This is a genomic window from Occultella gossypii (assembly GCF_019947135.1).
In the GTDB taxonomy this organism is placed as follows: Bacteria; Actinomycetota; Actinomycetes; order Actinomycetales; family Beutenbergiaceae; genus Occultella; species Occultella gossypii.
In genome coordinates this window covers 263,834-288,644 of the sequence record NZ_JAGSHT010000007.1, presented here as the reverse complement: position 1 = coordinate 288,644, position 24,811 = coordinate 263,834, and the positions used below count along the sequence as shown (strand labels likewise).

Below are 24,811 nucleotides of genomic sequence, written 5' to 3'. Positions count from 1 at the left end.
GCGTTTCGGGGATGGGTCAGCGGGTCGACGGCGGCCCGTCAGGTCGCGGGGGCGGCGGCGGATAGCGCAGCGCAGGTTGGGCGACGGGCTCGTCGGTGGCGACGTCCGCGTCCGAGAACCGGGCGATCGTGGCCTCGGCCCGTCGCACCCGGCGGGTGTCCACACCCTTCAGGCACTCCTCCATGAAGCCGTAGTGGGTCACGGTCTCACGGGCATCGGGCTTGCCGGCGGCCGCGTGCTCCTTCGTCAGGCGCCACCAGTCGGCGAGGTCGCCCCACCCGGGCGCGGCCAGCGAGCCGCCGAACTGCTGCACGGCCAGCGCCGAGCAGAGCACGCCGAACCGGAGCCGCTTCTGCAGCGGCCAGCCGCGCAGGGTGCCCAGCACCAGGGCCGCGGCGAACACGTCGCCGGCGCCGGTCGGGTCGATCGCACCGACCCGCAGCGAAGGCGCCGCCGCCCGCTCCCCGGTGGAGGAGTCGATGGCGATCACGCCCTTGTGTCCGCGGGTGACCACCGCGAGTGGCACGTGATCGGCGAGTGCCACCAGGGCCGCCTCGGGGGTCGTGGTGCGGGTGTAGCCCATCGCCTCCTCGGCGTTCGGGGTGAACGCGTGGCAGTCGGCGAGATCGGTGAGGATCCGCCGGTCCCACTGCTGCTCGGGATCCCAGCCGGCGTCGGCGAAGATGAGCGCGCCGTCCCTGGCGGCCTCGCGCCACCAGGATGCCTCCCGCAACTCCGGGTCGCCGAGGTCGGCGAGCACCGCGCGGGTGCGCGGCGGCGGCGAGAGCAGGTCGGTGATCGGCTCGGGCGCGGGGTGCCCGTGAGTCACCATCGACCGGTCGTCGTCCAGCGCGAGGGAGACGGTGACCGGGGTGTGCCAGTCGTGGAAGCGCCGGGACCGGCTCAGGTCCACGTGCTCCTGGTCGCGCAGCACCGACCACATCCAGTCGCCGTACAGGTCGTCGCCGAAGCCGGCCGCCAGGCCGGTGCGCAGGCCGAGGCGTGCGGTCGCCACGGCCAGGTTCGCGATGCCGCCGGGGGAGGAGCCCATGCCCTCGGTCCAGACCTCCGTTCCCGGTGCCGGCGGGACCGGGAACCCGGTGAAGACCAGGTCGAAGAAGACGGTCCCGGCCAGCAGCACGTCGAGCGTGGGTGGGACAGGGGCGGCGGCGGGCGGCCTGGCGGGGTAGATCATGGTGAGTAGGGAGTCTGCCATGGTGGGCTACGTTGCGGACATGAGAATTGCCATCCTCGGCGGCGGCGGGTTCCGGGTGCCGCTGGTCTACTCGGCGCTGGCCCGCGCCAACGACCGCGTGGGCACCACCGAGGTCGTGCTGCAGGACACCGACCCGGCCAGGCTGCGGACCATGGCGGCCGTCCTCGACGGCATGGCCGCCGACCTGCCGCACCCGCCCACGGTGACCATTGCCGCGGACCTGGACTCCGCCGTCGCCGGCATCGACGTCGTGTTCAGCGCGATCAGGGTGGGCGGCACGCACGGGCGCACCGTCGACGAACGGGTCGCCCTCGGCCTCGGCCTGCTCGGCCAGGAGACGATCGGCGCGGGCGGTCTGGCCTACGCCCTGCGCACCGTGCCCGTCATGGACCACGTCGCCGCCCGCATCGCGGCGCTCGCACCGCAGGCCTGGACCATCAACTTCACCAACCCCGCGGGCATCATCACCGAGGTGATGCGGACCCACCTGGGGGACCGGGTGGTCGGCATCTGCGACACCCCGATCGGCCTGGTCCGGCGGGTCGCCCGGACCCTCGGCGTGGACCTCGCCGACGCCGTCGTCGACTACGTGGGGCTGAACCACCTCGGGTGGTTGCACTCAATGCGGGTCGACGGCGTCGATCGCCTTCCCGAGCTGCTCGCCGACGACGGGCTGCTCGCCTCGATCGAGGAGGCGCGCACCCTGGGACCGGCGTGGGTCCGGACGCTGGGGGCCATCCCGAACGAGTACCTGTACTACTACTACTTCGCGCGGGAGGCGGCGGCCCGGATCTCCGGTGCCGAGCGGACCCGTGGTGAGTTCCTCGACGCCCAGCAGTCGGCGTTCTACGCGCGCGCGGGCACCAGCGCTGGCGCCCGAGCCGCGTGGGACGAGACCCTGCACGAGCGGGAGGCCACCTACATGGCCGAGGCTCGCGAGGGCGAGCGGGAGCAGGATGACGTCGAGGGCGGCGGTTACCACGAGGTGGCCGTCGACCTGATGGCGGCCCTGCTCGCGGGCGAGCGCGCGTCGATGATCCTGGACGTCGCGAACAACGGCATCATCCCGACGCTGCCGGACGACGCGGTGATCGAGGTGCCCTGCCGCGTGGACTCCTCGGGGGTGGTGCCGATGGTGCCGCTGTCGCCGCTGAGCCTGGACGAGCTGGGCCTGGTCACGGCGGTCAAGGCCGCGGACCGGCTGCTCATCGAGGCCGCTCGGACCGGCTCGCGCGACCTCGCCTGGCGGGCGTTCGCGGTGCACCCGTTGGTGGATTCGGTGGACCTGGCCCGGCGTCTCCTGGACGGTTACACGGCCGCCAGCCCTCAGATCGCGGCGGTCCTGCACGCCGAGTGAGTTATCTCACGCCACGGGTGCCATTCGCGATTCGGCGTGGCACACTCGGATCGCCGGGGGGCGTAGGGGGAGGATCCGAGGACGAGGGGAAGTCTATGGCGGGAGTGTTGCGGATGCGCCGCGCCATCGTCGGGCTGACCCTGGCGAGCATCGTGGCGCTCGCGGGCTGCGCCGCCGAGCAGACCCTCCCACCGGAGGAACCGATCACGCCCGCGGCACCCCAGCAGACCGACCCCACGCCCGAGGAGAGCCAGGGCGACGGACCGGGGGACACGCCGTCGTCCACCACGCCGGGCAGCACCGGCACCCCGGCTCCGGGAGCGACGTCCGCAGACCCCGGCACGCCGGAGCCGAGCGAGCCGGCCACGACGCCCACGCCGGACCCGACCACCTCCGACCCGGGCGCCGAGACGCCCACGTCGGGCCCGACCACGTCCGATCCGACGACGTCACCCTCCCCGGAGCCGACCGACGCACCCACCGACCCGGGGGCCACGCCGGCGCCGACACCGCCCACACTGCTGCGGCCGCCGCCGGGCTATACCCGGGGCGATGGTGCCGTGACGGCGGACGGATGGGCCGAGATCCTGGTCGGCCGGTGCACCTACTTGACCCGCGCGAGCGCGGGGGAGGATCCGGTGAACCCGCGCGAGGCCGGCAACGCCCGTGAGCTGTCCGCGACGACCCTCACCGGGCACCAGGCTGCGGACGGCGGCGCCGGTGCCTCGGCGGCGACCGACCTCGCCCTGTTCAACGGCGCCGCTGCGGACGCCGACCCGCAGGACCGGACCAACCTGCTCACCTCCGACTGGACGAACACCGAGGGTGCCGTGGTGCGCGGCGCCGCCCGCACCGAAGTGATGCTCGACTACTGGGGCACCGCCTACCTGGACACCACCGAACTGCGGTTCGAGTGCCCGGACGGAACCTTCGACGAGGACGGCTGGGCCGAACTCTGGCCGCAGGTGCGGGTCGCGAACCCGGCCCACGAGCGCCCGGGCGAGTGGACGTCGGCGCCCGCCGCCGACTGAGCCCGGCCGTCAGCACTGCCGGAGGCGGGCGTCGACGCCCGCCACCGGAGCAGCAGCGCGGTCAGCGCGCCTCGCGGAACTCCACGTGCCGGCGCACCCGCGGGTCGAACTTGGTCAGCACGAGCCGGTCGGGATCGTTGCGGCGGCTCTTGGTGGACACGTACTCGTAGCCGGTGCCCGCGGTGGACCGCAGGGTGATCTTCGGTCGCAGGGTCTTGCTGGTCGAGGCCATCGACGCTTCTCCTTCTGCGCGGGGCTGCCCGCGCGCTGGCATCCGGCACTGCGCCGGACACCCGTTCAACGGCGCGCAGGTGGGAATCATTCCCGACAGTGGCTGGCATCCGCGAGACCTACGTCCATCGACCGATGGACAACGAGACGGTCGCCGACCGTGACCTAGGCTCGCTTCATGACGTTGACCATCGGCTACGCGGCGATGCTCGAGCAGTTCCATCCCACGGACGTGCTCGCCCACGCGGCCCACGCGGAGGCGCACGGGTTCTCCGGGGTGATGGCGGCTGACCACTACCAGCCGTGGGTGCCCGCGCAGGGTCAGGCGTCCTTCGTGTGGAACGTGCTGGCCGCGCTCGGGGAGCGCACCTCCGGCGACATCGGTCCGGGCGTGAGTACCCCGACGTTCCGGTGGCACCCGGCCATGGTCGCGCAGGCGAGCGCGACCCTGGCGGCGATGTACCCGGGCCGGCACTGGCTCGGGATCGGCTCGGGTGAGGCGATCAACGAGCACATCGTCGGTGGGTACTGGCCGGAGGCGCCGGAGCGGATCAACCGGATGTTCGAAGCGGTGGACATCATCGGCCGGCTGTTCTCGAACTCCCTCGCAGGACGGGACTACAAGCACAGCGGGGAGTACTTCAAGCTCGAATCGACCCGGTTGTGGACGATGCCCGAGGTGGCGCCGGAGATCCTCATCGCGACCGCGGGGCCGGTGACCGCGCGCCGCGCGGGCAAGCACGCCGACGGCCTGATCACCATCGGCGCCCCGGTGGACAAGGTGGCCACCCTGCTCGACCGGTTCGCGGCCGGCGCGAAGGAGGCCGGCCGGGAGCCGGACTCGATGACGAGGGTGGTGCGGCTGCACCTGTCCTGGGCGCCGACCGACGCCGAGGCGCTGACGAACGCGATGACCCAGTGGCCGAACGGCGCGATGCGGTTCCCGAAGGCGGACATCCGGTCGCCGTTCGAGTTCGCCCAGGTGGCGAAGATGGTCCGTCCGGAGGACTTCGAGGGCAGGCTCGTGATCTCCGCGGACCCGGACGTGCACCTGCGCGCGATCCAGGCCTACGCGGACCTAGGATTCGACCGTATCTATCTGCACAACGTCGGCCGTAACCAGACGGACTGGATCGAGACCTTCGGCCGCGACGTCCTCCCGAAGGTGGTCCGCTGAATGCTGCTCGTCCAAGCGCCCGATGGTGTTGGTGAGGTCACGTCCGGGACGGACCTGGCCGCGCTGCTCACCCCGCTCCTGGCCACCTTGACCTGGCCCGACGGCTCGACCGGGCTTGCCGAGGGGGACATCATCGTGATCGCCTCCAAGGTCGTGGCCAAGTCCGAGGGCCGGCTCGTGGCAGGCAAGGACCGCGAAGCCGCGATCACCGCCGAGACGGTGCGCGTGGTCGCGACCCGCGAGTACCCGGACGGCTCCACGCTGCGGATCGTGGAGAACAGGCAGGGCTTGGTGATGGCCGCCGCCGGCGTGGACGCCTCCAACGTGCTGCCCGGGACCGTGCTGCTGCTCCCGGAGGACCCGGACGCCTCGGCCCGGCGGATCCGGCGCGGCCTGAACGCCCGGCTCGGACTGCGCCCCGGCGTGCTGATCACCGACACCGTGGGCCGCCCGTGGCGTCGCGGCATCGCCGACATCTCCATCGGCGCGGCCGGCATCGACGTCCTGGAGGACCTGCGCGGCCAGAAGGACATGCAGGGCCGGGACCTGCGCGCCAGCGTGATTGCGGTCGCCGACGAGATCGCCGGCGCCGCGGACCTCGTGCGCGGCAAGGCGAAGGGTCGCCCGTTCGCCGTCGTCCGGGGGCTCGGCCACCTGGTCACCCACGAGGACGGCGACGGCGCGGCCGTCGCGATCCGCCCCCCCGAGGAGGACATGTTCCGGACCGGCAGTTGAATGTTCCACCAGCCGCGGGCCTCGCGACCAGCCACGGGTCGGGTCCGCCGACCCGCTTAGGATCAGCAACATATGAGTGCCAGAGTCGATTCGGTCCACGTCAGCCCGACCCACACCTTCAGCAAGTCCTCGACCCCAGTGATCGAACTGGTGGAGGGGGTCGGCGTCCGGGGGGATGCTCATGCCGGTGCCACGGTGAAGCACCGGAGCCGGGTGGCCGCCAACCCCAGTCAGCCGAACCTGCGCCAGGTGCATCTGATCCATGCCGAACTCCTCGAGGACCTCGGCGAGGCGGGTCACCGGGTGGCCCCCGGACAGCTGGGCGAGAACATCACCACCGTGGGTGTCCCGTTGCTCGAACTGCCCGTCGGCACCCGGCTGCACATCGCCGACGCGGTCATCATCGTGACCGGCCTGCGGAATCCGTGCCAGCAGATCAACGACTTCCAGCCCGGACTGCTCAAGAAGGTGCTCCGCAAGGACGACTCCGGGCAGGTGCACAAGCTCGCGGGGGTCATGGGTGTCGTGGCGCGCAGCGGCACGGTCCGGCCCGGGGAATCGATCTCCGTCGAACTGCCACCGGAGCCCCACTACGCCCTCACGGGCGTCTAGGGTCGAGGCCATGCTGTTCGAGGCACGGTTCCGCGACGGGGTGCAGTCGGGTGCGGTGACGCTCACGTTCCGCCGGTGGAAGCGCCACCAGGTCCTTGCCGGGAACAGGTACCGGACCGTCGTCGGACGCCTCGCCGTGGACGAGGTGTCTGTCGTGGATTCCGCGCAGATCACCGACTCCGAGGCCGTCCGGGCCGGCTACCCGGATGCGGCGACCCTCGTCGCGGACCTGCGTGGCACCCCGGACCTGCCGACCTATCGCGTCCGGTTCCACCTGGACGACGGCCCGGACGAGCGCGCCGACCTGGCCGCCTCCGACCGGCTCGGACCCGACGACGTGTCCGCCATCACCGCGCGGCTGGACCGACTGGACCGGGCCAGCAGCCACGGCCCGTGGACGGCGCAGACCCTGGCCCTGATCCGCGACCACCCGGCCCGCCGCGCCCCGGACCTGGCCGGCATGGTCGGCCGGGAGCGGGACCCGTTCAAGCTGGACGTGCGCAAGCTCAAGAACCTCGGCCTCACCCTGAGCCTGCCGGTCGGGTACGAGCTCTCGCCCCGCGGCCGGGCCTACCTGGCCGCCCGAGCGGCCGAGTCCGGCTAGAGGAGCGGCCCGAACGGCCTGATCAGGTACTCCAGGAGCCGGGTCACCGGGCCGCGCTCGTTCCATTCCTGCGGCGTCAGCTGCCGTGCGTTGGTCAGGTCCGTCTTGAACACGTGCTCCATCTGCGCGGCGAGCTCGTCGTCGTAGAACTCGAGGTTCACCTCGAAGTTCCCGGTCATCGACATCCGGTCGATGTTGGTGGTGCCGATGGTGGACCAGCGGCCGTCGACGGTCATGGTCTTGGCGTGCACCATGGCGTCCTTGAACAGCCAGAGGGTCACGCCGGCTTCGAGGAGACGGGTGTAGTAGGACCGCGCGGCCCAGTCCGCCAGCACGTGGTTGGAGACCTCCGGGATGAGGACCCGGACGTCCACGCCGCGGCGAGCGGCCGCGATGAGGGTGGCAAGGATCTCCCGGTCCGGGATGAAGTACGCCTGCGTGATGTACACGTGGGACTCGGCCCGGTCGATCGCCTCCAGGTACAGGCCGCGCACGGGGAACAGCAGCCGGCTCGGCGCATTCTGTGCCGCACGGATCCGAGGCTCCCAACCATGCGCACCGGTGTCCGGGAGTTCGGGGAGGTCCGCCTTCCGGTGGTCGTTCCAGAAGTCGACGAAGGCGTTCTCCAGCTCCCACACCGACGGGCCCTCGACGCGCACGTGGGTGTCGCGCCATTGGGTCCGGTACAAGGATCCGATGTTGTACCCGCCGACGTAGCCGACGTTGCCGTCCACGACGAGCACCTTGCGGTGATCGAGCCCGGTCTTGCGTACGTTCATGGTGAGCATGCCGCCCCGGAACAGCGGGAAACGGAGCGCGTGCAACGTGGGCAGATCGGGCATCCGGTAGAAACGGGGGTCGACCACCAGGTTCCCGAACGTGTCCCAGATCAGGTAGACGTTCACCCCCCGGCGGGCGGCGGCGATCAATGCCTCCTTGAACTGGTGCCCGACCTCGTCGGCCTTCCAGATGTAGGTCTCGAACAGGATGGTGTGCTTGGCGTTGTTGATCGAGTCGAGCATCGCGTCGAAGACGTCCGCCCCGTAGGTGAACGTCGTCACCTCCGAGTCCGCCACCGGCATGGTGCGCGGGGCGGTGCGCGGGAACTCCCCGGTCAGCGGGGTGCGCCGCTTGCGCATGTGGTCCACGGTCATCACGGTCACGGCCGCACCGAGGTGCACCGTCACGGTGGCCGCGATCCACCAGCGCGCCGCCCTGATGAAGGTCTTGATGCTCGGCCGGGGGATGTCCAGGCGCCAGCGTCGTCCGTCCTCGGTCACAGGCATGCGCCCCAACCTACAGTCGGAAGGCCTCCGCCGACATCGTACGTTCCTGACGAGCCGAGCCGCCGCCGAGCAGGGGTGAGAACACCAGCGCGGACCCGTGTTCGCCGTCGACCCATTCGGCCCGCACACCATAGACGGCGGCGATCAGGTCCGGGGTGAGGACCTCCCGCGGTGGTCCGGCGGCCGCCACCACGCCGGCGTCCAGGACGAGCACGTCGTCGCACACCGTGGCGGCGTGGGCGAGGTCGTGGATGGCCATCAGCACGCCGGTGCCGGCCGCCGCGACCTCCCGCACCAGTGCGAGCACCTGCAGCTGGGCGGCGACGTCGAGATGGTTCGTGGGCTCGTCCAGCAGCAGCACCCGCGGGGTCTGGGCCAGGGCCCGGGCCATCTGCACCCGCTGCTTCTCCCCGCCCGAGAGGGTCGCGAACTCCCGGTCCGCCAGGTCCAGGGCGCCGGTCCGCCGGAGTGAGGCTTCGACCAGATCGAGGTCGGCGGCGCTGTCCCCGGAGAAGGCCGGCCGGTGCGGCGTTCGCCCGAGGAGCACCACGTCCCGGACCCGCAGGTCCACCTCGGCGTGTGCCTCCTGCTCCACGAAGGCCACCCGACGGGCCCGCTCGCGCCGGCTCAGTCGGGCGACGTCCCGGCCCATCAGATGCACGTGACCGCTCGAAGGCGGCAGGGCGCCCACGATCAGCCGCAGCAGGGTCGACTTCCCGGATCCGTTCGGGCCGAGCACCCCGGTCACCCGTCCGGACCGGACACTGACGTCAACGCCGCCGAGGATCTGCGTCGCGTTGATCCGGTACCGCAGCTCGCTCGTCCACAGGTCCGCGACCGTCACGGCCGGCTCCGTCGCCCCGCTCATGCCGCCCTCCTCGAGCGCACCAGAAGCCAGGCGAACACCGGGGCGCCGATCGCGGCGGTGAGGATGCCCACCGGGACCTCCTGCGGCGCGAACACGGTCCGTGCCGCGGTGTCCGCCCAGATGAGGAAGGTGGCGCCGCCGAACGCCGCGACCGGGAGCAGGCGCAGGTGCCGCCCGCCGATCAGGAGCCGCACCACGTGGGGGAGCACGAGGCCGACGAAGCCGATCGCGCCGCTGACGCTGACGAGCGCCCCGGTGAGCAACGCCGTCAGCGTCAGCAGCACCCACCGGGTGCGGGTGACGTGGACGCCGAGGGAGGCCGCCGCGGCGTCACCGAACGCGAACGCGTCGAGCGTGCGCCCGAACGCGAGCACGATGAACCCGATCAGGACCGTCGCGATGCCCGCGATCGCGACCCAGGCCCAGGTGCGGCCCGCCAGCGACCCCATCAGCCAGTTGATGATCTCCCGGTAGGCGTCCCCGCGGGCGCTCGCGAAGATCGTGAACGACACCAGCGCGGAGCAGGCCTGGGCCACCGCGATCCCGGCCAGGATGGTCCGGTTCGGCGTGAGGGCGCCGCCGATCCCGGCCAGCGCGAGGGTGGCGCCGAGCGCAAGCAGCGCCCCACCGAAGGCGGCGACGGGCAGCGCCACGCCGAGCCCGAGGAGCAGGACCGCGACCGCCCCGAGGGCCGCGCCCGAGGACACCCCCAGCAGGTACGGGTCCGCGAGCGGGTTGCGCGTGATCGCCTGCATGACCCCGCCGCACAGGGCCAGCCCCGCACCCACGAACGCGCCGGTCGCCAACCGGGGCGCGCGCCCGGCCCAGACGATCCCGTCCCGGATCTGGGTGAGCGGGTTCGGTGGCACGTCGACGCCGATTCCGAGTCCGTGCAGCCAGGCCAGGAGGTGGTGCCACGCGGACCCCGCGATCTCGGCGACGGTGATCTGCGCCGGCCCGATCGTGAGCGACACCAGCAGCGATGCGACCAGGACCCCGACCGCCACAGGTAGCCAGAGCAGCACCGACCGGGACATCGCCGCTCGGGTGCGACCGGGGCTGCTCAGCGCCGGCTTGCGAGCGCCGGCGGGGTACGGGCCGGGGTCCGCAGTGCCGGGCGCCGGGCCACCGTCGAGGTCGGTCCGAGTCATGATCCGGAGCCCTCCTGCTCCAGCTGTGCCAGTTGCGCGGCGAGCTCGGTCGCCGCGGGCACGCTGCGCACCCCGGCCTCGGTGGCCGGGAAGTCCACGATCAGGTACCGGCCCTCCTGGACCGCGGGCAGCAGTGCCGTCGTCGGGTTCGCCTCGAGCTGGCCGATCTTGTACTCGGCCGTGTTCCAGGCCGAGTCGACCAGGATGATCACGTCCGGCTCGGCGTCGGCGATCGCCTCCCAGGACAGCGACGACCAGGAGTCGTGGACGTCCGCGGCGATGTTCTCCACCCCGATCGCGTCCATCAGCATCTGCGGCGCCCCGATCCCGGCGCCGACGTACGGGGTGTCCGAGCCCGAGGAGTACCAGAGCGCGGTCAGCCCGGCCTCGGACGGCGTCACCTGGGCCAGTTCGGCCTGCTGGGCGGCCACCAGGTCCGCGGCCGCGCCCGGGGCGCCGAGCAGGTCACCGGCCTCGATGATGTCGGCGAACACGCCCTCGAACGTGAGCGGGTCTGGCTGGTAGCCCTCCTCCAGACAGGCCGATGGGTTCACGTAGGTGGCGACGCCGAGGTCGGCCAGGGCAGCCCGGTCCCCGGCCGTCTCGGCGCTCAGGTTCGACTCCCACCCGGCGTAGACGAGGTCGGGCTCGGTGCTCAGCACCACTTCGGACGACGGCGCCTGCTCGGCGAGCACGGGCACGCCGGCTCCGGCGTCGGCCAGGTCGTCCGGCAGCGGGCCGTCGGCGAAGCCGGTCCCGACGAGCCGCTCGCCGAGGCCGAGCGCCAGCACCATCTCCGTCGCTGCCGACTTGATGGTGACGATCCGCTGCGGGGGAGCGTCCAGGGTCACCTCGGTGCCGCAGTTGTCCACCGTGATCGGGTACCCGGCCACGGCCTGGTCGGTGGTCGCCGAGGAGTCGTCGTCAGGCGCGCCACCGGCGCCGGCCGAGCAGGCGACCAGCGTGAGGACGAGCGGAACCGTCGCAACGAGGCGCACGGCGGAGGGTCGAGCAGAGGACATGGGCAGGCTCCAGCGCGGGGTGGGCGTTCGGGATTGCGCATTGGACCTGCCGGCCAGATCGGGCCGGGCTGGCACGGGGCACAGTCAGCCCCGGTGTCCGTCATCTCCCACCTTACAACGGGAGCCGACCGCGCCCCCGCGCGGCCGGCTCCCTGTGGCGCCGGATGGCCCTCCCCACTCCGGTGCCCGGACCTGCTCGATCCCATGTCGACCGAGCCGTCCAAGTTCTGTTCGGTTCTGTGCTCCGCCTCAGTCGGTGTCCTCCGGGTCGGCGGTGTCGTCCGAGGTGCTCGGCACCGCGGCCACCTCCCGGGTGGTGCCGTCGCTCGTGGTCACCGTGAGATCGGTGGTCAGGTCCACGTCGCCCGGGAACCAGACGGCCCACCAGCCGTCTGCGAGCGAGGCGTGCGCGAAGCTGCCCGAGTCGGTGTGCACATCGACGGCCGTCACGTCCGTTCCGGCGGTGCCGAACACATAGGTGATCGCGTCCTCCTCCGAGGTCACGCTCCAGTCGACGCTGTCGTTGAAGACCTCCACCCCGTCGGCCGAGGACGGAGCCACCGCGGAGTCGGCCGGCAGGATGGCACCTTGTGCGGTGGTGATACCGCTGTTCGCGTCGACGAGGCACACGCTGTATGCGGGCTCACCGTCCTCACTCACGCCGGAGGAGACGGCGAACGTGTAGTCGCCGCGCTGCTCGGCCAGATGCAAGGTCAGCGGAATGTCGGTCATGTCGGTGGGGTCCTCGGGTGGACCCTGCATGACCTCCACCGTCGGGCACTCGGCGGCGCGTTCGGCCGCCACCGGGGCGGTGAGCTCCGTGGGGGTCGGTGTCCAGGAGGCGTATGCGGGCGGCTGGCCCGGATTCGCGACCGTGTACACGGCGGCGCCGAGGAGGATCGCCGCTGCCGCTCCGACCACGACCCGTCGGGTGGTGCGCGGGACCTGGCGCGGTGCGAGGTCCGGCATCTCCGCCGGCGCGTCCGCGATCGCCAGCCGCACTCGCGCCAGCAGTGCCTCGCTGTCCACCGGATCCGGATTGGCCTGCGGGTCCAGCTGCTGCACCGCCCGCAGCAGCGTCGAGTTGCGATCGGTCATGACTGGCTCCCCTGCGCCTGACGCCGCGGGCCCGACCCTGAGGATCCGGTTCCGGTGCGTTCCAATAGATGAAGGAGACGACGGCGGGCCCGGAACAGTCGCACGGCGAACGCGCTCTTGGTGCACCCCAGCACCGCGGCGGCCTCGTTGTTGCTGAGGTCATCCCATGCGGTGAGCGCGATGACCTCCTGCTCGGAGTCGGTCAGCAGGTTCCACGCCCGCACCAGGTCCGCACGGCTGGCGATCGACACCGAGAGGTCGTGCTGCGCCTCCGGCGGCTCCTGCTCGAGCCGGATTCGGAGTGCCTGTTGTCGGTTGTCCGTCCGCACGTAGTTCCGGATCGAATTCCGGGCGACGCCGAACAGCCACGGTCGCGCTTCCATCGGCACCTCCTCGATCCGTCGCCACGTGACCACGAACGTCTCGGCCAGAATGTCTTCCGCGACGTTCGGCGAGGTGCGACGGCGGATGAAGGCCAACAGCTCGTGGTGGTGAGTCCAGTACAAGGACTCGAACCGTTCCTCCGGCGTGGCCTTCATCCACCCTCTCCCCGTCCCCTACACCTTGATATGTCCGGCACCCCTGGAGTGATTACATACGTGATGTGTGTCACGATCGTGCGGGTAAGGCTTTAACCGAACTGACCCCGGTCGACCGACCGGCGAAAGGGGAGTACGTGAGTACCTCACGAATGAGGGCGGCCGTGACCGCAGTGGCCGCCGCGGCAGCACTGTTGGCCGGCGCGGTCATGGTGGCGCCGGCCTCGGCAGACGTCCAGGTTCTGGAGCCGGAGGTCGGCAACCAGCCGGCCGCCGACGCGACCGACGCGCAGTGGTACGCGTGGGCAGAGGCGGAGCGCAACGCCGCGCGCGCCACCGATTGGGCAGCGGATGCGGCCCAGCGCGGCTGCACGCTGGTCTCGGTGGAGATCACCGACACCACCATGCCAGACGTCGCCGCCCAGATCGGCGCACCGGCGGACGTGTTGCTGCCGGTGGTCGACCGTCAGGAGAACTGCGCCGCAGCGACGGCCACAACCTTCAGCGACTCCGCCAGCCAGGGGCTCGCCAGCGCCGAGGCACACACCCAGCAGTTCGGCGTGGCCGCCGCCGACTGCTCCACCACGAGCGGGCCCGGTTCGATCTGCGTGAGTCGCAGCGGCAACTATGTGGTGAGCAGCTTCGCCTACTACGGCAGCGGCAACATCTCCGGCTACATCAGCATCTACAAGAGCTGCGGGACGTCCCCGAGGCTCGTCAGCGGCAGCGTCGCGAGCTACTCCTATGGGACGCAGCGCAGCGTCAGCGTCTACTCGGGGGCCGGCACGAACTACAGTGCCCGGTTCTGGCGGCACGTCGGGCTGGGTCACTACACGAACTGGGGCACCGCCTGCGGCTACCTGTGAGCCTCCGCTGACGTCGGTGGGCGTCGTCGACCGACGTCCACCGACCAGTGGCGTGTGTCCCGCCCCGTGGACGGGGCTACCCCAGCAGCCACGGCGGCGGGCACGATGACGGCATGAGCCAGCCACCGGCCACCCGGCCCGACACACCGACCGCACCGCGCGCCGTCGTCACCGGCGCCTCCACCGGCATCGGTGCGGCAACGGTACGCGCGCTACGGGCGGCGGGCTACGCCGTCGTCGCCACCGCCCGACGTGAGGACCGCCTGGCCGCGCTGGCCGCGGAGACCGGCGCCGAGTACGTCGTCGCCGACCTCACCCGGGAGTCGGACGTGGCCGCGCTGGCGGAGGCGGTCGCGGCGGGCGGCCGGCTCGACGCCCTCGTGAACAACGCCGGCGGCGCCCGCGGCGCCGACCGGGTCGAGTCCGCCTCCGTTGCGGACTGGGAGGAGATGTTCCGGATCAACGTCTCCGCGACCCTGCGCGTCACCCAGGCGCTGCTCCCGCACCTTCGCGCCGACGGCGGCGGGGACATCCTGCTGCTCACGTCCACGGCGGCGCACGGCACCTATCCCGGCGGCGCCGGGTACGTCGCGGCCAAGCACGCCGAGCGGGTCATCGGCAACACGCTCCGCCTGGAGCTGAACGGTGAACCGATCCGGGTGATCGAGATCGCCCCCGGCATGGTGCGCACGGAGGAGTTCGCGCTGAACCGGCTCGGCGACCCGGCGCGGGCCGCCGCGGTGTACGACGGCGTCACGCACCCGCTGCTCGCCGAGGATGTCGCCGACGCCATCACCTGGACCCTGACCCGGCCGCGGCACGTGAACATCGACTCGCTCACCATCCGCCCGGTCGCGCAGGCCTCGAACACCCAGGTGGCCCGCGGCGTCGGACTCTGACGCGCCCCCGGGTAGGGCACCAATCGTTGAAGACGGTGCCAGACTGCCCGCCGTTCGATTACGTTGGGACGGACACGAGGGCGTGTCACCCGTGTGACACCGAGTGAAACGTCGTCGTAACACGCACGCCGAAGAATGACCAACCACGAGCCGGGTGTGGGTCGATCGGGCACACATCCGCCGGTAGACGGGAGCCACAGCATGACCGTTGTACGCGCCGCGATCACCCAGACGACCTGGACCGGGGACAAGGAGTCGATGCTCGACAAGCACGAGCAGTTCGCCCGGGACGCGAAGGAGCAGGGGGCGCAGATCATCTGCTTCCAGGAGTTGTTCTACGGCCCGTACTTCGGCATCACCGAGGACCCGAAGTACTACGACTACGCCGAGCCGGCGGACGGGCCGATCGTGCAGCGCTTCGCCGCCCTCGCCAAGGAGCTCGGCCTGGTGATGATCCTGCCCATCTACGAGGAGGACCAGCCCGGCGTCTACTACAACACCGCCGTCGTGGTCGACGCGGACGGCGCCATCCTCGGCTCCTACCGCAAGCACCACATCCCGAACCTCGACAAGTTCTGGGAGAAGTTCTACTTCCGTCCCGGCAACCTCGGCTACCCGGTGTTCAAGACCGCGGTGGGCCCCGTGGGGGTGTACATCTGTTACGACCGGCACTTCCCCGAGGGGTGGCGCGAGCTCGGCCTGAACGGCGCGCAGATCGTGTTCAACCCGAACGCCACCAAGCCCGGGCTGTCCAACCGGCTGTGGGAGATCGAGCAGCCCGCTGCGGCGGCCGCCAACGGGTACTTCGTCGCCGCGCCGAACCGGGTGGGCACCGAGGACAACGAGTACGGGGACCTGGCCGTCACGTTCTACGGCTCCAGCCAGTTCGTGGACCCCCGTGGCAACCACATCGGCGACCTGGGTTCGTCCGAGCACGAGGAGATCGTGGTCCGCGACCTCGACCTGGGCCTGATCCGGCAGGTGCGCAACGAGTGGCAGTTCTACCGGGATCGCCGCCCGGACTCCTACACCTCGATCCCCAAGCCCTGACCGCGATCAGAGAGGAGCACACCATGGCCACCACCCTGATCAGCGGAGGCACCGTCGTCTCCAGCACCGGCCGGCGCGAGGTCGACGTCCTCGTCGACGGCGAACGGATCGCCGCCCTCCTCGAGCCCGGTTCCACCGTGCTCGGCTCGGACCTGCGGTCCACCGTGGACTCGGTGATCGACGCGTCCGGCAAGTACGTGATCCCCGGCGGCATCGACGCGCACACCCACATGGAGATGCCGTTCGGTGGCACCTTCGCCTCGGACACGTTCGAGACCGGTACCCGCGCCGCGGCCTGGGGCGGCACAACCTCGATCGTGGACTTCGTGGTGCAGTACCCGGACCAGGGCGTCCTGGACCAGTACCACGCCTGGCACGAGAAGGCCGCCGGCAACTGCGCCATCGACTACGGCTTCCACCAGATCCTCTCCGACGTGCAGGACTCCTCCCTGAGTGCCATGGACGAACTCGTCAACGAGGGCGTCACCAGCTTCAAGCTGTTCATGGCCTACAAGGGCGTGTTCCTCTCCGACGACGGGCAGATTCTGCGGGCGTTCCAGAAGGGCGCCAGCAACGGCGCCATGATGATGATGCACGCCGAGAACGGCGCCATGATCGACGTCCTCGTGCAGCAGTTGATCGCCGAGGGTAAGACCGACCCGTACTACCACGGGATCTCGCGCCCGTGGCAGGCGGAGGAGGAGGCCACCCACCGGGCGATCATGATCGCCGACCTCACCGGCGCGCCCCTGTACGTGGTGCACGTGTCCGCGAAGCAGGCCGTGGAGCAGATCACCGCCGCCCGGGACCGTGGCATGAACGTCTTCGGCGAGACCTGCCCGCAGTACCTGTACCTCTCCCTCGAGGAGCAGCTGGGTGCGCCCGGTTTCGAGGGCGCCAAGTGGGTCTGCTCCACACCGCTGCGGTCCCGGGCCGAGGGCCACCAGGACCACATGTGGCGCAGCCTTCGCACGAACGACATCCAGATGGTCTCCACCGACCACTGCCCGTTCTGTATGAAGGACCAGAAGGACATGGGCATTGGGGACTTCTCCAAGATCCCGAACGGCATCGGCTCGGTGGAGCACCGGATGGACCTGCTCTACCAGGGCGTCGTCGAGGGTCGGCTCAGCCTGGAGCGGTGGGTCGAGATCACGTCCACCACCCCGGCGCGGATGTTCGGCATGTACGGGCGCAAGGGCGTCATCGAGCCGGGGGCGGACGCGGACGTGGTGGTCTACGACCCGAACGGGCACACGTCCATCGGGCTCGGCAAGACCCACCACATGAACATGGACTACTCCGCGTGGGAGGGGTTCGAGATCGACGGGCACGTGGACACGGTGCTCTCCCGGGGCACCGTGGTGGTCGATGACGGCGAGTACCGCGGGCGGGCGGGTCACGGTCGCTACATCAAGCGCGGCCTGTCCCAGTACCTCGTCTGAGCCCGACCCCGAAGGAGCGCACATGGATCTCGGCATCGTCCTGCAGACCAACCCGCCCGCCTCGCGCGTGGTCGATCTCACCGTGGCCGCGGAGGAGGCCGGTTTCTCCCACGTGTGGACGTTCGACTCGCACGTGCTCTGGGAGGAACCGTTCGTCATCTACTCCGCGATGCTCGCCCGCACGCAGCGGGTGATCGTCGGCCCGATGGTGACGAACCCGGCCACCCGGGACTGGAGCGTCCTGGCGTCGATGTTCGCGACCCTGAACGAGATGTACGGCAACCGCACCATCTGCGGGATCGGGCGCGGGGACTCGGCCGTGCGGGTGCAGGGCGGCAGGCCGACCACCCTCGCCAGCCTGCGGGAGTCGGTCGGGGTGATCCGCGAGCTCGCGAACGGCCGCGAGGCGACCGTTGGCGAGACGACGATACGGATCCCGTGGATCACCTCCTCCGAGCTCGAAGTGTGGGTGGCCGCGTACGGGCCGAAGGCGCTCGCCCTGGCCGGGGAGGTCGGGGACGGGTTCATCCTGCAGCTGGCCGATCCGGAGATCGCGTCGTGGATGATCACGGCGGTCCGGGCCGCCGCCGAGGCGGTGGGCCGGGACCCCGCGGCCATCACGTTCTGCGTGGCTGCGCCGGCGTACGTGGTGCCCGACGGCGGCGCCGAGGCTCGGGCGCATGCGCTGGAGCAGTGCCGGTGGTTCGGTGGGATGGTCGGTAACCACGTCGCCGACATCGTCGCTCGCTACGGCGCCGTGCCGGCCGGCGATGGTAGTGCGGGGGTGGTGCCGCAGGCGCTCACCGACTACATCAAGGGCCGGGAGGGCTACGACTACGCCGAGCACGGCCGGGCCGGGAACACGCACACGCAGTTCGTGCCGGACGAGATCGTGGAACGGTTCTGCATCATCGGCACCCCCGACGAGCACATCGCCAAGCTCCAGGCGCTCGCCGATCTCGGTGTGGACCAGTTCAGCGCCTACCTGCAGCACGATGCCATCGACGCCACGCTGGCCGCCTACGGCGAGCACGTGATCGACACCTTCACCACCGCATGAGGGCACCGGTCGCGATCGGGCGGGGCCGCCGATGAGCGAGCACACCACGGCCACGGCGATCGCCGAGCACAGCGCAGGCCCTGCGGCGGCCCTGACCACACCCACCCGGGAGGGTTCCGGCCGGGCGCGGCGCCTGCTGATGGGCCTGCTCGGGGTCCTGGCCGTCGGCGTGCTGTGGGAGGCGTACAAGTTCCTCGGCCCGGACGACGGGGTCGTCGTGGCTGGGGTGCGGATCCTGCCGCGGACCACGGACATCGCGATGCCGCACCTGTGGGACATGGCCATCCGGATGACCGAACCGGTGACCCGGGCCGAGGGCGCGGACCTGCTCTGGGTGGCCACCGCCAAGGCCGCGGCCTTCAGCCTCGGGGTCGCCGCGCTGAGCTGGGTCATCGGTGTCACGGTCGGCCTGGCGCTGGCCCTGCTGATGCAGCGGCTGCGCACCGCCGAGTCCGCGATCCTGCCCTGGGTGGTGCTGTCCCAGACGGTGCCGCTGATCGCGCTGGCACCACTGGTACGGAACTGGGGCTCGAAGCTGTCCCTCGGCCCGATCTCCTGGGAGAACTGGATGTCGGTGGCGGTCATCGCGTCCTACCTGGCCTTCTTCCCCGTGGCGGTCGGTGCGCTGCGCGGCCTGAAGTCCCCGGACGCGATCCACGCGGACCTGCTGCGCTCCTACGCCGCGTCCTGGTGGCAGACCCTGATCAGGCTGCGGCTGCCGGCGAGCGTGCCGTACCTGCTGCCGGCGCTGCGCCTGGCCGCCGCGAACGCCGTCATCGGCACCGTGGTGGCGGAGGTGTCCATCGGCCTTCGTGGCGGCATCGGCCGGATGATCCTCGAGTTCGCGCAGTCCGCGGCCGGGGACCCACCGAAGTCCTGGGCGCCGATCTTCGGCGCCATCTGCCTCGGCCTGCTCGCCGCCGGTGCAGTCGCGCTGCTCGGCCTGGCGCTGCGCCGCTACCGACGAGGAGAGGAACCAGCATGAGCACCATCGAGACGACCGCGCCGCCCGAACGTGCCGGCGCCGGCGCCCCGGCGGTCGCCGTCACCGGCCTGGACAAGACGTTCACCACCTCCGACGGCCCGACCCAGGCCCTCAAGGGCATCGACCTGGAGGTGGCGGCCGGGGAGTTCGTGTCCCTGATCGGACCGTCCGGATGCGGCAAGAGCACCCTGCTGCGGATCATCGCCGACCTCGAGCGGCCCACCACGGGCGAGGTGCGGGTGTTCGGGACCTCGGCGCCGCAGGCCCGCCTCGACCAGGCCTACGGCATCGCGTTCCAACAGGCCGGGCTGCTCGGCTGGCGCACGGTGGCCGCGAACGTCGAACTGCCCCTCGAACTGCACGGCGTGGGTAGGGCCGCGCGGCGCGCCCGGTCCACGGAACTGCTCGAACTGGTCGGCCTGAGCGACTTCGCGGCCCGGTTCCCCGACCAGCTCTCCGGGGGCATGCAGCAGCGGGTGGCGATCGCCCGGGCACTCGCGGAGCGACCTCGGCTGCTGCTCATGGACGAACCGTTCGGTGCCCTGGACGAGATGACCCGGGAGCGGATGCAGACGGAGCTGGCGCGGATCAGTGCCGAGACCGGCGCGGCCGTCGTGTTCGTCACGCACTCCATCTCGGAAGCCGCCTTCCTCTCCGACCGCGTCGTCGTGATGTCACCTCGGCCCGGCCGGATCACCACCACGGTGACCACCGGACTCGGGCCGGTCGGGGAGCGCACCGACGCCCTGCGCGAGGATCCGCGCTTCTTCGAGGCGGTCACCGCGGTCCGCGAGGGTCTGCACGCGGGCAGCGCCGGCGTGGCGGGCACCGGCGGCGGGTCCGGCGGCACCGGAGCGGCGACATGAACGTCATCGCCCGCCGGATACTGCCACCAGTGCTCCTCGGGATCGTGGTGCTCGCGGCGTGGCAGATCCTGGTCACGGCGCTCGCGATCCCGCAGATCGTGCTGCCGAGCCCGGCGGCCATCCTCGCCGAGACCCTCGCCTACATCCCGGTGCTCTTCTCGGCGGCGCTGGTGACCGGCTGGAACGCACTCGTCGGTCTCGTGGTGGGCAGCCTGCTCGGGATCGGGTTCGCCCTCGTGGCGGCGAGCATCCGGGTCTTCGACGAGCTGACGACGCCGCTGGTCGCCGCGCTCGCCGTGATCCCGATCGTGGCCCTCGCGCCGGTGCTCTACACGATGTACGGCGCGGACGTGCAGTCCGCCCGGCAGGCCGTGGCCGGCATCAGCGTGTTCGTGCCGGTGTTCCTGAACACCCTGCGCGGGCTGCGCCAGACCCGGCCCGTGCACCGCGACCTGATGCGCGCCTATGCCGCCACGCGGTGGCAGGCGATGCGCACCGTGACCCTTCCGACCGCCCGTCCGTTCATCTTCACCGGTCTGCGGATCGCATCCTCCCTGTCCGTGATCGCCGCCCTCGTGGCCGAGTACTTCGGCGGACCACGCGGTGGCCTTGGCACCTTCATCACGGCCTCCGTGGCCGGCAGCGACTACGCGCGCGCCTGGTCCTACGTGCTCGCCTCGATCGTGCTCGGCCTCCTGTTCTACCTGGCCGCGCTCGCCGTCGAGACCCTCGCGGTGCGGCACCGCCCCGCCTGAGGCGACCATCGCCGTCGACCCCTACCCAGGAGCCACCCCGGAACGAACACCCCGACGCACCGCACCACCAACCGGAAGGAACCACGATGAGGCACTCCAGACGACTGGCCATCGGCGCCAGCGCGATCGCGGCGGCGCTGCTGCTGGCCGCCTGCACCGTCGACGACGGCGGTGACGACGGCACCGGCTCGGGCGCGACCGGCGGAGGGGACGACGGTGAGCTGACCCAGGTCCGGCTGCAGCTGCAGTGGCTCACCCAGGGCCAGTTCGCGGGCTACTTCGCCGCCCAGGACCAGGGCTACTTCGCCGACGAGGGCCTCGAGGTGGAGATCGTCGAGAGCGGCGGCGACATCGTGCCGCAGGACGCACTGGTCAACGGGGACGTCGACTACGCGATCGCCTGGGTGCCGAAGGTGCTCGGCTCCATCGAGCAGGGCGCGAACATCACCAACATCGCCCAGATCTTCGAGCGGTCCGGGACCCTGCAGGTGTCCATGGCCGACTCCGGGATCGAGACGATCGCCGACTTCGAGGGCCGCCGGATCGGGTCCTGGGGCTTCGGCAACGAGTGGGAGATCTTCGCCGCGCTCTCCCAGGAGGACCTGACCGTCGACGACATCGAGCTCGTCACCCAGGGCTTCGACATGCTCGGCTTCCTCTCCGGCGACATCGAGGCCGCGCAGGCGATGACCTACAACGAGTACGCGCAGGTGCTCGAGACCCTCAACCCGGACACCGGTGAGTTGTACCAGCCGGAGGATCTGAACGTCATCGACTACAACGAGGTCGGGTCCGCGATGCTGCAGGACGCCATCTGGGCGGACACCGAGCGGCTCGCGAACGAGGATGGCTTCGCCGAGACCACCGTCGCGTTCCTGCGCGCGGTGATCCGCGGGTGGGTCTACGCGCGGGACAACCCGGCCGAGACCGCCACGATCGTCACGAGCGCCGGGTCCACCCTCGGTGAGAGCCACCAGCTCTGGATGACGAACGAGACGAACCGGCTCATCTGGCCGTCCACGAACGGCATCGGGCTCGTGGACCAGGCCACCTGGGACAACACCGTGGACATGGCCCTGCAGACCCAGAACGAGACCGGGTCCACGCTGATCACCACTGCGCCGCCCGACACCGCGCTGGACATGCAGTACATCGAGCAGGCGCTCGAGGACGTGGAGGCGGAGGGCCTGGACGTGATGGGCGCCGACTTCCAGCCGATCGAGGTGGAACTGGTCGAGGGCGGTAACTAGCGGCCACCTGCCAACCTCTCCCACGCGGGCCGTACCCGGCGATAGCCTCACCGGGTACGGCCCACTCCAGAACAGAAGGTCATCGATGACGGAATCCGATCTCGGCGCCGAGGCATTGGCGCTGGACAAGCAGGTCTTCCACTCCTGGTCCGCGCAGGCGCACCTGAACCCGATCGCGATCGCCCGCGGCCAGGGCTCGCGGCTCTGGGACCACGCCGGTCGGGAGTACCTGGACTTCTCCTCCCAGATGGTCAACGTCAACATCGGGCACAGTCACCCGAAGGTGGTCGCCGCGATCGCCGAACAGGCCGCCGAGCTGGCCACCATCGCGCCGCCGACGGCGAACCTGGTGCGGGGCCGCGCCGTCGCCGAGATCCTGCGGCACGCACCGGAGGGCTTCACGAAGGTGTTCCTCACCAACGGGGGGGCGGACGCCGTCGAGAACGCGATCCGGATGGCGCGCCTGCACACCGGACGGGACAAGGTGTTGTCCACCTACCGCAGCTACCACGGGAACACGGGCGCCGCCGTCGTCGCCACCGGGGACTGGCGGCGGATCCCGAACGAGTACGCCCGCGGGCACGTGCACTTCTTCGGGCCGTTCCCGTACCGCTCGGAGTTCTGGTCGGACTCCGCGGAGCAGGAGACCGAGCGCGCCCTGCACCACCTCGAGCGGGTCATCCTCAGTGAGGGCCCGAACTCGATCGCGGCGATCCTGCTCGAGACCGTGCCCGGCACCGCCGGCGTGATCGTGCCGCCGCCCGGGTACCTCACCGGCGTCCGGGAACTGGCCACCCGGCACGGCATCATGCTCATCCTGGACGAGGTCATGGCCGGGTTCGGCCGCACCGGTCACTGGCTCGCCCTGGACGGGGTCGACGGCGGCACCGTGGCCCCGGACCTGGTCACCTTCGCGAAGGGTGTCAACTCCGGCTACGTGCCCGTCGGCGGGGTGATGATCTCCGAGCCGATCACCAAGACCTTCGATGACACGGTGTTCCCCGGTGGGCTCACCTACTCGGGGCACCCGTTGGCCGCGGCGTCCATCCTCGCGGCCCTGCAGGCCATGGAGTCCGAGGGCATCGTGGCCAACGCCAACCGGATCGGGACCGACGTGCTCGGGCCGGGTCTGCGCGCGCTCGCCGCCAAGCACCCGATCATCGGCGAGGTGCGGGGGATGGGCGTGTTCTGGGCCCTCGACCTGGTCACCGATCCCGAGGCACGCACCCCGGTGCCGCCGGCCACGATCGGCGCGATCAAGGCCGCGTGCGCCGACCGTGGCCTGCTCGTGTTCGCCGCGGAGAACCGGATCCACGTGGTGCCGCCGTGCATCGTGACCGACGACGAGGTGGCCCAGGCGCTCGCGATCTACGACGAGGTGTTCGGTGTGATCAGCGTCTGAGTGACCTCTCGTTAGGGTGCAGGAGTGCTGGAGCATCCCATCGAGTCCGACCACGAGACCACCACGCAGGACGCGGAGCCGAGTGCAACCGTCCCATGGCCGTTCCCGGACCTCTCGGCGCGCTCGGGCGGCCTCGAACTGCGCTACCCCGACGACGAACTACTGGTAGCGGTCGCGACCGTGGCCGCCGCCGGCCTGCACGCCGAGCACCTACTCCCGTTCAACAGCCCATGGACGCGTGGGACCCCGGTGGAGGTGGCTCGCAGGGTGCTCGCCTACGCGTGGGGCAAACGAGCCGCGATGTCACCCGCGGACTGGACGATCGACCTGGCTGTCCTCGTCGACGGCGTCCCGGCCGGGCTCCAGGGAATGACCGCACGGGACTTCGCGGTGGCGCGCACGGTCAAGACCGGTTCTTGGCTGGGCCGTGCCCATCAGGGCCGTGGCCTGGGCACTCGGATGCGCGCGCTGATGCTGCACCTGGCGTTCGCCGGGCTCGGGGCCGAGGTCGCCAGCACCGCCGCCTGGGCGGACAACGGCCCCTCCATCGGGGTCACCCGCAAGCTCGGCTATATGCCGAACGGCCGGCAGGTGGAGTCCCGGGACGGCAGAGCCGCCGAGAAGCTGCAGTACCGGCTCACCCGCGCCGACTGGGAGGAGAACGCGGCTGTTCGGCTTCCGGACGTCACCCTCACCGGAACGGAGCAGGTGCGGGAGTTCCTGCGGATTCGCTGAACCTCTGCTCGGCGTCGGGGTCGGCTCAGCCGCGGCCGGCGTCCAGTTGCGCCTTGGTCAGCACCCGGCGCACCTCGAGGCCGACGTCGGCCAGCGGGTTCAGTCCGGCGGCCGAACGGTCGATCGCGCAGACCACCACGGTCACGACCGCGCCTCGTTCTCGCAGTGCCGTCGTCGCGGCACGGACCGCCCCACCGGTGGTCAGGACGTCCTCGATCAGCGTCACCCGGCGGCCGGCCACGTCCGGACCCTCGGCCAGCTTGCGGGTGCCGTACTCCTTGGCCTCCTTGCGGACGAAGAGCGCGGGTAGGCCGGTCTTCGCCGACACCATGGTCGCGATCGGCACGCCGCCGAGCTCGAGTCCACCGAGGAGGTCCGTGCCTTCGGGCAGCAGGTCGACCATCTGGAGGGCGACCCGGTCCAGCAGCCGTGGGTCGGCCTCGAAGAGATACTTGTCGAAGTACTCGTCCGACACCTGACCGGACCGGAGCGTGAACTCGCCGCTCAGGCGGCAGACGGCGTCGATGTCAGCGGCGAGGGTCTGATCAGCGGCCATGCGCCAGAGGCTACC

At 71.1% G+C, this 24,811-nt stretch carries 26 protein-coding genes; 17 read left to right on the top strand and 9 right to left on the bottom strand.

Translation table 11 applies throughout. The features are described from left to right. Positions 1-16: 16 nt before the first annotated feature. Positions 17-1,216, bottom strand: a complete 1,200-nt coding sequence (locus KCQ71_RS08025; protein ID WP_372453961.1) for a carbohydrate kinase family protein — start codon at positions 1,214-1,216, stop codon at positions 17-19. 19 nt (positions 1,217-1,235) lie between these two features. On the opposite strand from KCQ71_RS08025, the gene KCQ71_RS08020 reads away from it, so the two are divergent. After that, a complete protein-coding gene (locus KCQ71_RS08020; RefSeq protein WP_223404610.1) occupies positions 1,236-2,573 on the top strand; it encodes a 6-phospho-beta-glucosidase in 1,338 nt (445 codons plus the stop codon). Positions 2,574-2,668: 95 nt separating this feature from the next. Further along, positions 2,669-3,604 carry a hypothetical protein gene (locus KCQ71_RS08015; RefSeq protein WP_223404608.1) on the top strand — a complete coding sequence of 312 codons (936 nt, stop codon included), beginning with the start codon at positions 2,669-2,671 and terminating at the stop codon, positions 3,602-3,604. 61 nt (positions 3,605-3,665) lie between these two features. On the opposite strand, the gene rpmG is transcribed toward KCQ71_RS08015, so the two are convergent. Further along, complete coding sequence (gene rpmG / locus KCQ71_RS08010) at positions 3,666-3,836, bottom strand: 50S ribosomal protein L33 (RefSeq protein WP_223404606.1); 171 nt, start codon at positions 3,834-3,836, stop codon at positions 3,666-3,668. 177 nt (positions 3,837-4,013) lie between these two features. On the opposite strand from rpmG, the gene KCQ71_RS08005 reads away from it, so the two are divergent. From KCQ71_RS08005 to KCQ71_RS07990, 4 genes are all read left to right on the top strand, one after another. Continuing rightward, entirely contained in the window at positions 4,014-5,012 is a 999-nt protein-coding gene (locus KCQ71_RS08005) for a TIGR03557 family F420-dependent LLM class oxidoreductase (RefSeq protein WP_223404604.1), read from the top strand. Then, complete coding sequence (gene cofE / locus KCQ71_RS08000) at positions 5,013-5,747, top strand: coenzyme F420-0:L-glutamate ligase (protein WP_223404602.1); 735 nt, start codon at positions 5,013-5,015, stop codon at positions 5,745-5,747. It begins immediately after the preceding gene. A 72-nt stretch (positions 5,748-5,819) separates the two neighbouring features. Continuing rightward, complete coding sequence (locus KCQ71_RS07995; protein WP_223404600.1) at positions 5,820-6,359, top strand: MOSC domain-containing protein; 540 nt, start codon at positions 5,820-5,822, stop codon at positions 6,357-6,359. Positions 6,360-6,369: 10 nt separating this feature from the next. Then, entirely contained in the window at positions 6,370-6,963 is a 594-nt protein-coding gene (locus KCQ71_RS07990) for an ASCH domain-containing protein (RefSeq protein ID WP_223404598.1), read from the top strand. Here the strand turns inward: KCQ71_RS07990 and KCQ71_RS07985 are convergent. The 6 genes from KCQ71_RS07985 to KCQ71_RS07960 form a co-directional block, all read right to left on the bottom strand. After that, on the bottom strand, positions 6,960-8,249 hold the full coding sequence (locus KCQ71_RS07985; protein ID WP_223404597.1) for a phospholipase D-like domain-containing protein: 1,290 nt from the start codon (positions 8,247-8,249) through the stop codon (positions 6,960-6,962). The genes KCQ71_RS07990 and KCQ71_RS07985 overlap by 4 nt on opposite strands. 10 nt (positions 8,250-8,259) lie before the next feature. After that, the gene (locus tag KCQ71_RS07980; RefSeq protein WP_223404595.1) at positions 8,260-9,117 is read right to left on the bottom strand and encodes an ABC transporter ATP-binding protein; all 858 of its coding nucleotides are present in this window, start codon (positions 9,115-9,117) and stop codon (positions 8,260-8,262) included. Beyond that, positions 9,114-10,268, bottom strand: coding sequence for a putative F420-0 ABC transporter permease subunit (locus KCQ71_RS07975; RefSeq protein ID WP_372453960.1), 1,155 nt, complete (start codon positions 10,266-10,268; stop codon positions 9,114-9,116). Before KCQ71_RS07975 ends, KCQ71_RS07980 begins: the two co-directional genes overlap by 4 nt. Further along, positions 10,265-11,290, bottom strand: a complete 1,026-nt coding sequence (locus tag KCQ71_RS07970; protein WP_223404593.1) for a putative F420-0 ABC transporter substrate-binding protein — start codon at positions 11,288-11,290, stop codon at positions 10,265-10,267. Before KCQ71_RS07970 ends, KCQ71_RS07975 begins: the two co-directional genes overlap by 4 nt. Before the next feature lie 249 nt (positions 11,291-11,539). After that, on the bottom strand, positions 11,540-12,388 hold the full coding sequence (locus KCQ71_RS07965; protein WP_223404591.1) for a hypothetical protein: 849 nt from the start codon (positions 12,386-12,388) through the stop codon (positions 11,540-11,542). Then, positions 12,385-12,927, bottom strand: coding sequence for an RNA polymerase sigma factor (locus KCQ71_RS07960; protein WP_223404590.1), 543 nt, complete (start codon positions 12,925-12,927; stop codon positions 12,385-12,387). Before KCQ71_RS07960 ends, KCQ71_RS07965 begins: the two co-directional genes overlap by 4 nt. Positions 12,928-13,091: 164 nt before the next feature. Here KCQ71_RS07960 and KCQ71_RS07955 point away from each other — a divergent pair, with 164 nt between their 5' ends. The 11 genes from KCQ71_RS07955 (at position 13,092) to KCQ71_RS07905 (ending at position 24,240) form a co-directional block, all read left to right on the top strand. Further along, complete coding sequence (locus tag KCQ71_RS07955; RefSeq protein WP_223404588.1) at positions 13,092-13,793, top strand: hypothetical protein; 702 nt, start codon at positions 13,092-13,094, stop codon at positions 13,791-13,793. A gap of 113 nt (positions 13,794-13,906) precedes the next feature. Next, positions 13,907-14,692, top strand: a complete 786-nt coding sequence (locus KCQ71_RS07950; protein ID WP_223404587.1) for an SDR family oxidoreductase — start codon at positions 13,907-13,909, stop codon at positions 14,690-14,692. A 201-nt stretch (positions 14,693-14,893) separates the two neighbouring features. After that, positions 14,894-15,742: a nitrilase-related carbon-nitrogen hydrolase gene (locus KCQ71_RS07945; protein ID WP_223404585.1), complete on the top strand. Its 849-nt coding sequence runs from the start codon at positions 14,894-14,896 to the stop codon at positions 15,740-15,742. Between the two features lie 23 nt (positions 15,743-15,765). After that, positions 15,766-17,187 carry a dihydropyrimidinase gene (hydA, locus tag KCQ71_RS07940; protein ID WP_223404583.1) on the top strand — a complete coding sequence of 474 codons (1,422 nt, stop codon included), beginning with the start codon at positions 15,766-15,768 and terminating at the stop codon, positions 17,185-17,187. Between the two features lie 22 nt (positions 17,188-17,209). Continuing rightward, complete coding sequence (locus KCQ71_RS07935) at positions 17,210-18,247, top strand: TIGR03842 family LLM class F420-dependent oxidoreductase (protein ID WP_223404581.1); 1,038 nt, start codon at positions 17,210-17,212, stop codon at positions 18,245-18,247. Between the two features lie 31 nt (positions 18,248-18,278). Beyond that, entirely contained in the window at positions 18,279-19,232 is a 954-nt protein-coding gene (locus KCQ71_RS07930) for an ABC transporter permease (RefSeq protein WP_372453959.1), read from the top strand. Continuing rightward, positions 19,229-20,098 (top strand): ABC transporter ATP-binding protein, encoded by an 870-nt coding sequence (locus tag KCQ71_RS07925; protein WP_223404579.1) that lies wholly within the window; start codon positions 19,229-19,231, stop codon positions 20,096-20,098. Before KCQ71_RS07930 ends, KCQ71_RS07925 begins: the two co-directional genes overlap by 4 nt. Beyond that, positions 20,095-20,853, top strand: coding sequence for an ABC transporter permease (locus KCQ71_RS07920; RefSeq protein ID WP_223404577.1), 759 nt, complete (start codon positions 20,095-20,097; stop codon positions 20,851-20,853). Before KCQ71_RS07925 ends, KCQ71_RS07920 begins: the two co-directional genes overlap by 4 nt. A gap of 86 nt (positions 20,854-20,939) precedes the next feature. Next, the gene (locus tag KCQ71_RS07915) at positions 20,940-22,103 is read left to right on the top strand and encodes an ABC transporter substrate-binding protein (protein ID WP_223404575.1); all 1,164 of its coding nucleotides are present in this window, start codon (positions 20,940-20,942) and stop codon (positions 22,101-22,103) included. An 85-nt stretch (positions 22,104-22,188) separates the two neighbouring features. Beyond that, the gene (locus KCQ71_RS07910) at positions 22,189-23,505 is read left to right on the top strand and encodes an aspartate aminotransferase family protein (RefSeq protein WP_223404573.1); all 1,317 of its coding nucleotides are present in this window, start codon (positions 22,189-22,191) and stop codon (positions 23,503-23,505) included. A gap of 24 nt (positions 23,506-23,529) precedes the next feature. Continuing rightward, positions 23,530-24,240: a GNAT family N-acetyltransferase gene (locus KCQ71_RS07905; protein ID WP_223404571.1), complete on the top strand. Its 711-nt coding sequence runs from the start codon at positions 23,530-23,532 to the stop codon at positions 24,238-24,240. Between the two features lie 25 nt (positions 24,241-24,265). On the opposite strand, the gene pyrE is transcribed toward KCQ71_RS07905, so the two are convergent. Further along, complete coding sequence (gene pyrE / locus KCQ71_RS07900) at positions 24,266-24,796, bottom strand: orotate phosphoribosyltransferase (protein WP_223404569.1); 531 nt, start codon at positions 24,794-24,796, stop codon at positions 24,266-24,268. Positions 24,797-24,811 lie beyond the last annotated feature (15 nt).

What these genes read in the sequence shown, in the direction of transcription:
- KCQ71_RS07920 (WP_223404577.1), top strand. Translation starts at nt 20,095, where the DNA reads ATGAACGTCATCGCCCGCCGGATACTGCCACCAGTGCTCCTCGGGATC.
- KCQ71_RS07950 (WP_223404587.1), top strand. Translation starts at nt 13,907, where the DNA reads ATGAGCCAGCCACCGGCCACCCGGCCCGACACACCGACCGCACCGCGC.
- pyrE (WP_223404569.1), bottom strand. Translation starts at nt 24,796, where the DNA reads ATGGCCGCTGATCAGACCCTCGCCGCTGACATCGACGCCGTCTGCCGC.
- cofE (WP_223404602.1), top strand. Translation starts at nt 5,013, where the DNA reads ATGCTGCTCGTCCAAGCGCCCGATGGTGTTGGTGAGGTCACGTCCGGG.
- KCQ71_RS07945 (WP_223404585.1), top strand. Translation starts at nt 14,894, where the DNA reads ATGACCGTTGTACGCGCCGCGATCACCCAGACGACCTGGACCGGGGAC.
- KCQ71_RS08005 (WP_223404604.1), top strand. Translation starts at nt 4,014, where the DNA reads ATGACGTTGACCATCGGCTACGCGGCGATGCTCGAGCAGTTCCATCCC.
- KCQ71_RS08025 (WP_372453961.1), bottom strand. Translation starts at nt 1,216, where the DNA reads ATGGCAGACTCCCTACTCACCATGATCTACCCCGCCAGGCCGCCCGCC.
- KCQ71_RS07985 (WP_223404597.1), bottom strand. Translation starts at nt 8,249, where the DNA reads ATGCCTGTGACCGAGGACGGACGACGCTGGCGCCTGGACATCCCCCGG.
- KCQ71_RS08020 (WP_223404610.1), top strand. Translation starts at nt 1,236, where the DNA reads ATGAGAATTGCCATCCTCGGCGGCGGCGGGTTCCGGGTGCCGCTGGTC.
- KCQ71_RS07970 (WP_223404593.1), bottom strand. Translation starts at nt 11,290, where the DNA reads ATGTCCTCTGCTCGACCCTCCGCCGTGCGCCTCGTTGCGACGGTTCCG.
- KCQ71_RS07965 (WP_223404591.1), bottom strand. Translation starts at nt 12,388, where the DNA reads ATGACCGATCGCAACTCGACGCTGCTGCGGGCGGTGCAGCAGCTGGAC.
- KCQ71_RS07975 (WP_372453960.1), bottom strand. Translation starts at nt 10,268, where the DNA reads ATGACTCGGACCGACCTCGACGGTGGCCCGGCGCCCGGCACTGCGGAC.
- KCQ71_RS07990 (WP_223404598.1), top strand. Translation starts at nt 6,370, where the DNA reads ATGCTGTTCGAGGCACGGTTCCGCGACGGGGTGCAGTCGGGTGCGGTG.
- KCQ71_RS07910 (WP_223404573.1), top strand. Translation starts at nt 22,189, where the DNA reads ATGACGGAATCCGATCTCGGCGCCGAGGCATTGGCGCTGGACAAGCAG.
- rpmG (WP_223404606.1), bottom strand. Translation starts at nt 3,836, where the DNA reads ATGGCCTCGACCAGCAAGACCCTGCGACCGAAGATCACCCTGCGGTCC.
- KCQ71_RS07925 (WP_223404579.1), top strand. Translation starts at nt 19,229, where the DNA reads ATGAGCACCATCGAGACGACCGCGCCGCCCGAACGTGCCGGCGCCGGC.
- hydA (WP_223404583.1), top strand. Translation starts at nt 15,766, where the DNA reads ATGGCCACCACCCTGATCAGCGGAGGCACCGTCGTCTCCAGCACCGGC.
- KCQ71_RS07995 (WP_223404600.1), top strand. Translation starts at nt 5,820, where the DNA reads ATGAGTGCCAGAGTCGATTCGGTCCACGTCAGCCCGACCCACACCTTC.
- KCQ71_RS07930 (WP_372453959.1), top strand. Translation starts at nt 18,279, where the DNA reads ATGAGCGAGCACACCACGGCCACGGCGATCGCCGAGCACAGCGCAGGC.
- KCQ71_RS08015 (WP_223404608.1), top strand. Translation starts at nt 2,669, where the DNA reads ATGGCGGGAGTGTTGCGGATGCGCCGCGCCATCGTCGGGCTGACCCTG.
- KCQ71_RS07915 (WP_223404575.1), top strand. Translation starts at nt 20,940, where the DNA reads ATGAGGCACTCCAGACGACTGGCCATCGGCGCCAGCGCGATCGCGGCG.
- KCQ71_RS07980 (WP_223404595.1), bottom strand. Translation starts at nt 9,117, where the DNA reads ATGAGCGGGGCGACGGAGCCGGCCGTGACGGTCGCGGACCTGTGGACG.
- KCQ71_RS07935 (WP_223404581.1), top strand. Translation starts at nt 17,210, where the DNA reads ATGGATCTCGGCATCGTCCTGCAGACCAACCCGCCCGCCTCGCGCGTG.
- KCQ71_RS07960 (WP_223404590.1), bottom strand. Translation starts at nt 12,927, where the DNA reads ATGAAGGCCACGCCGGAGGAACGGTTCGAGTCCTTGTACTGGACTCAC.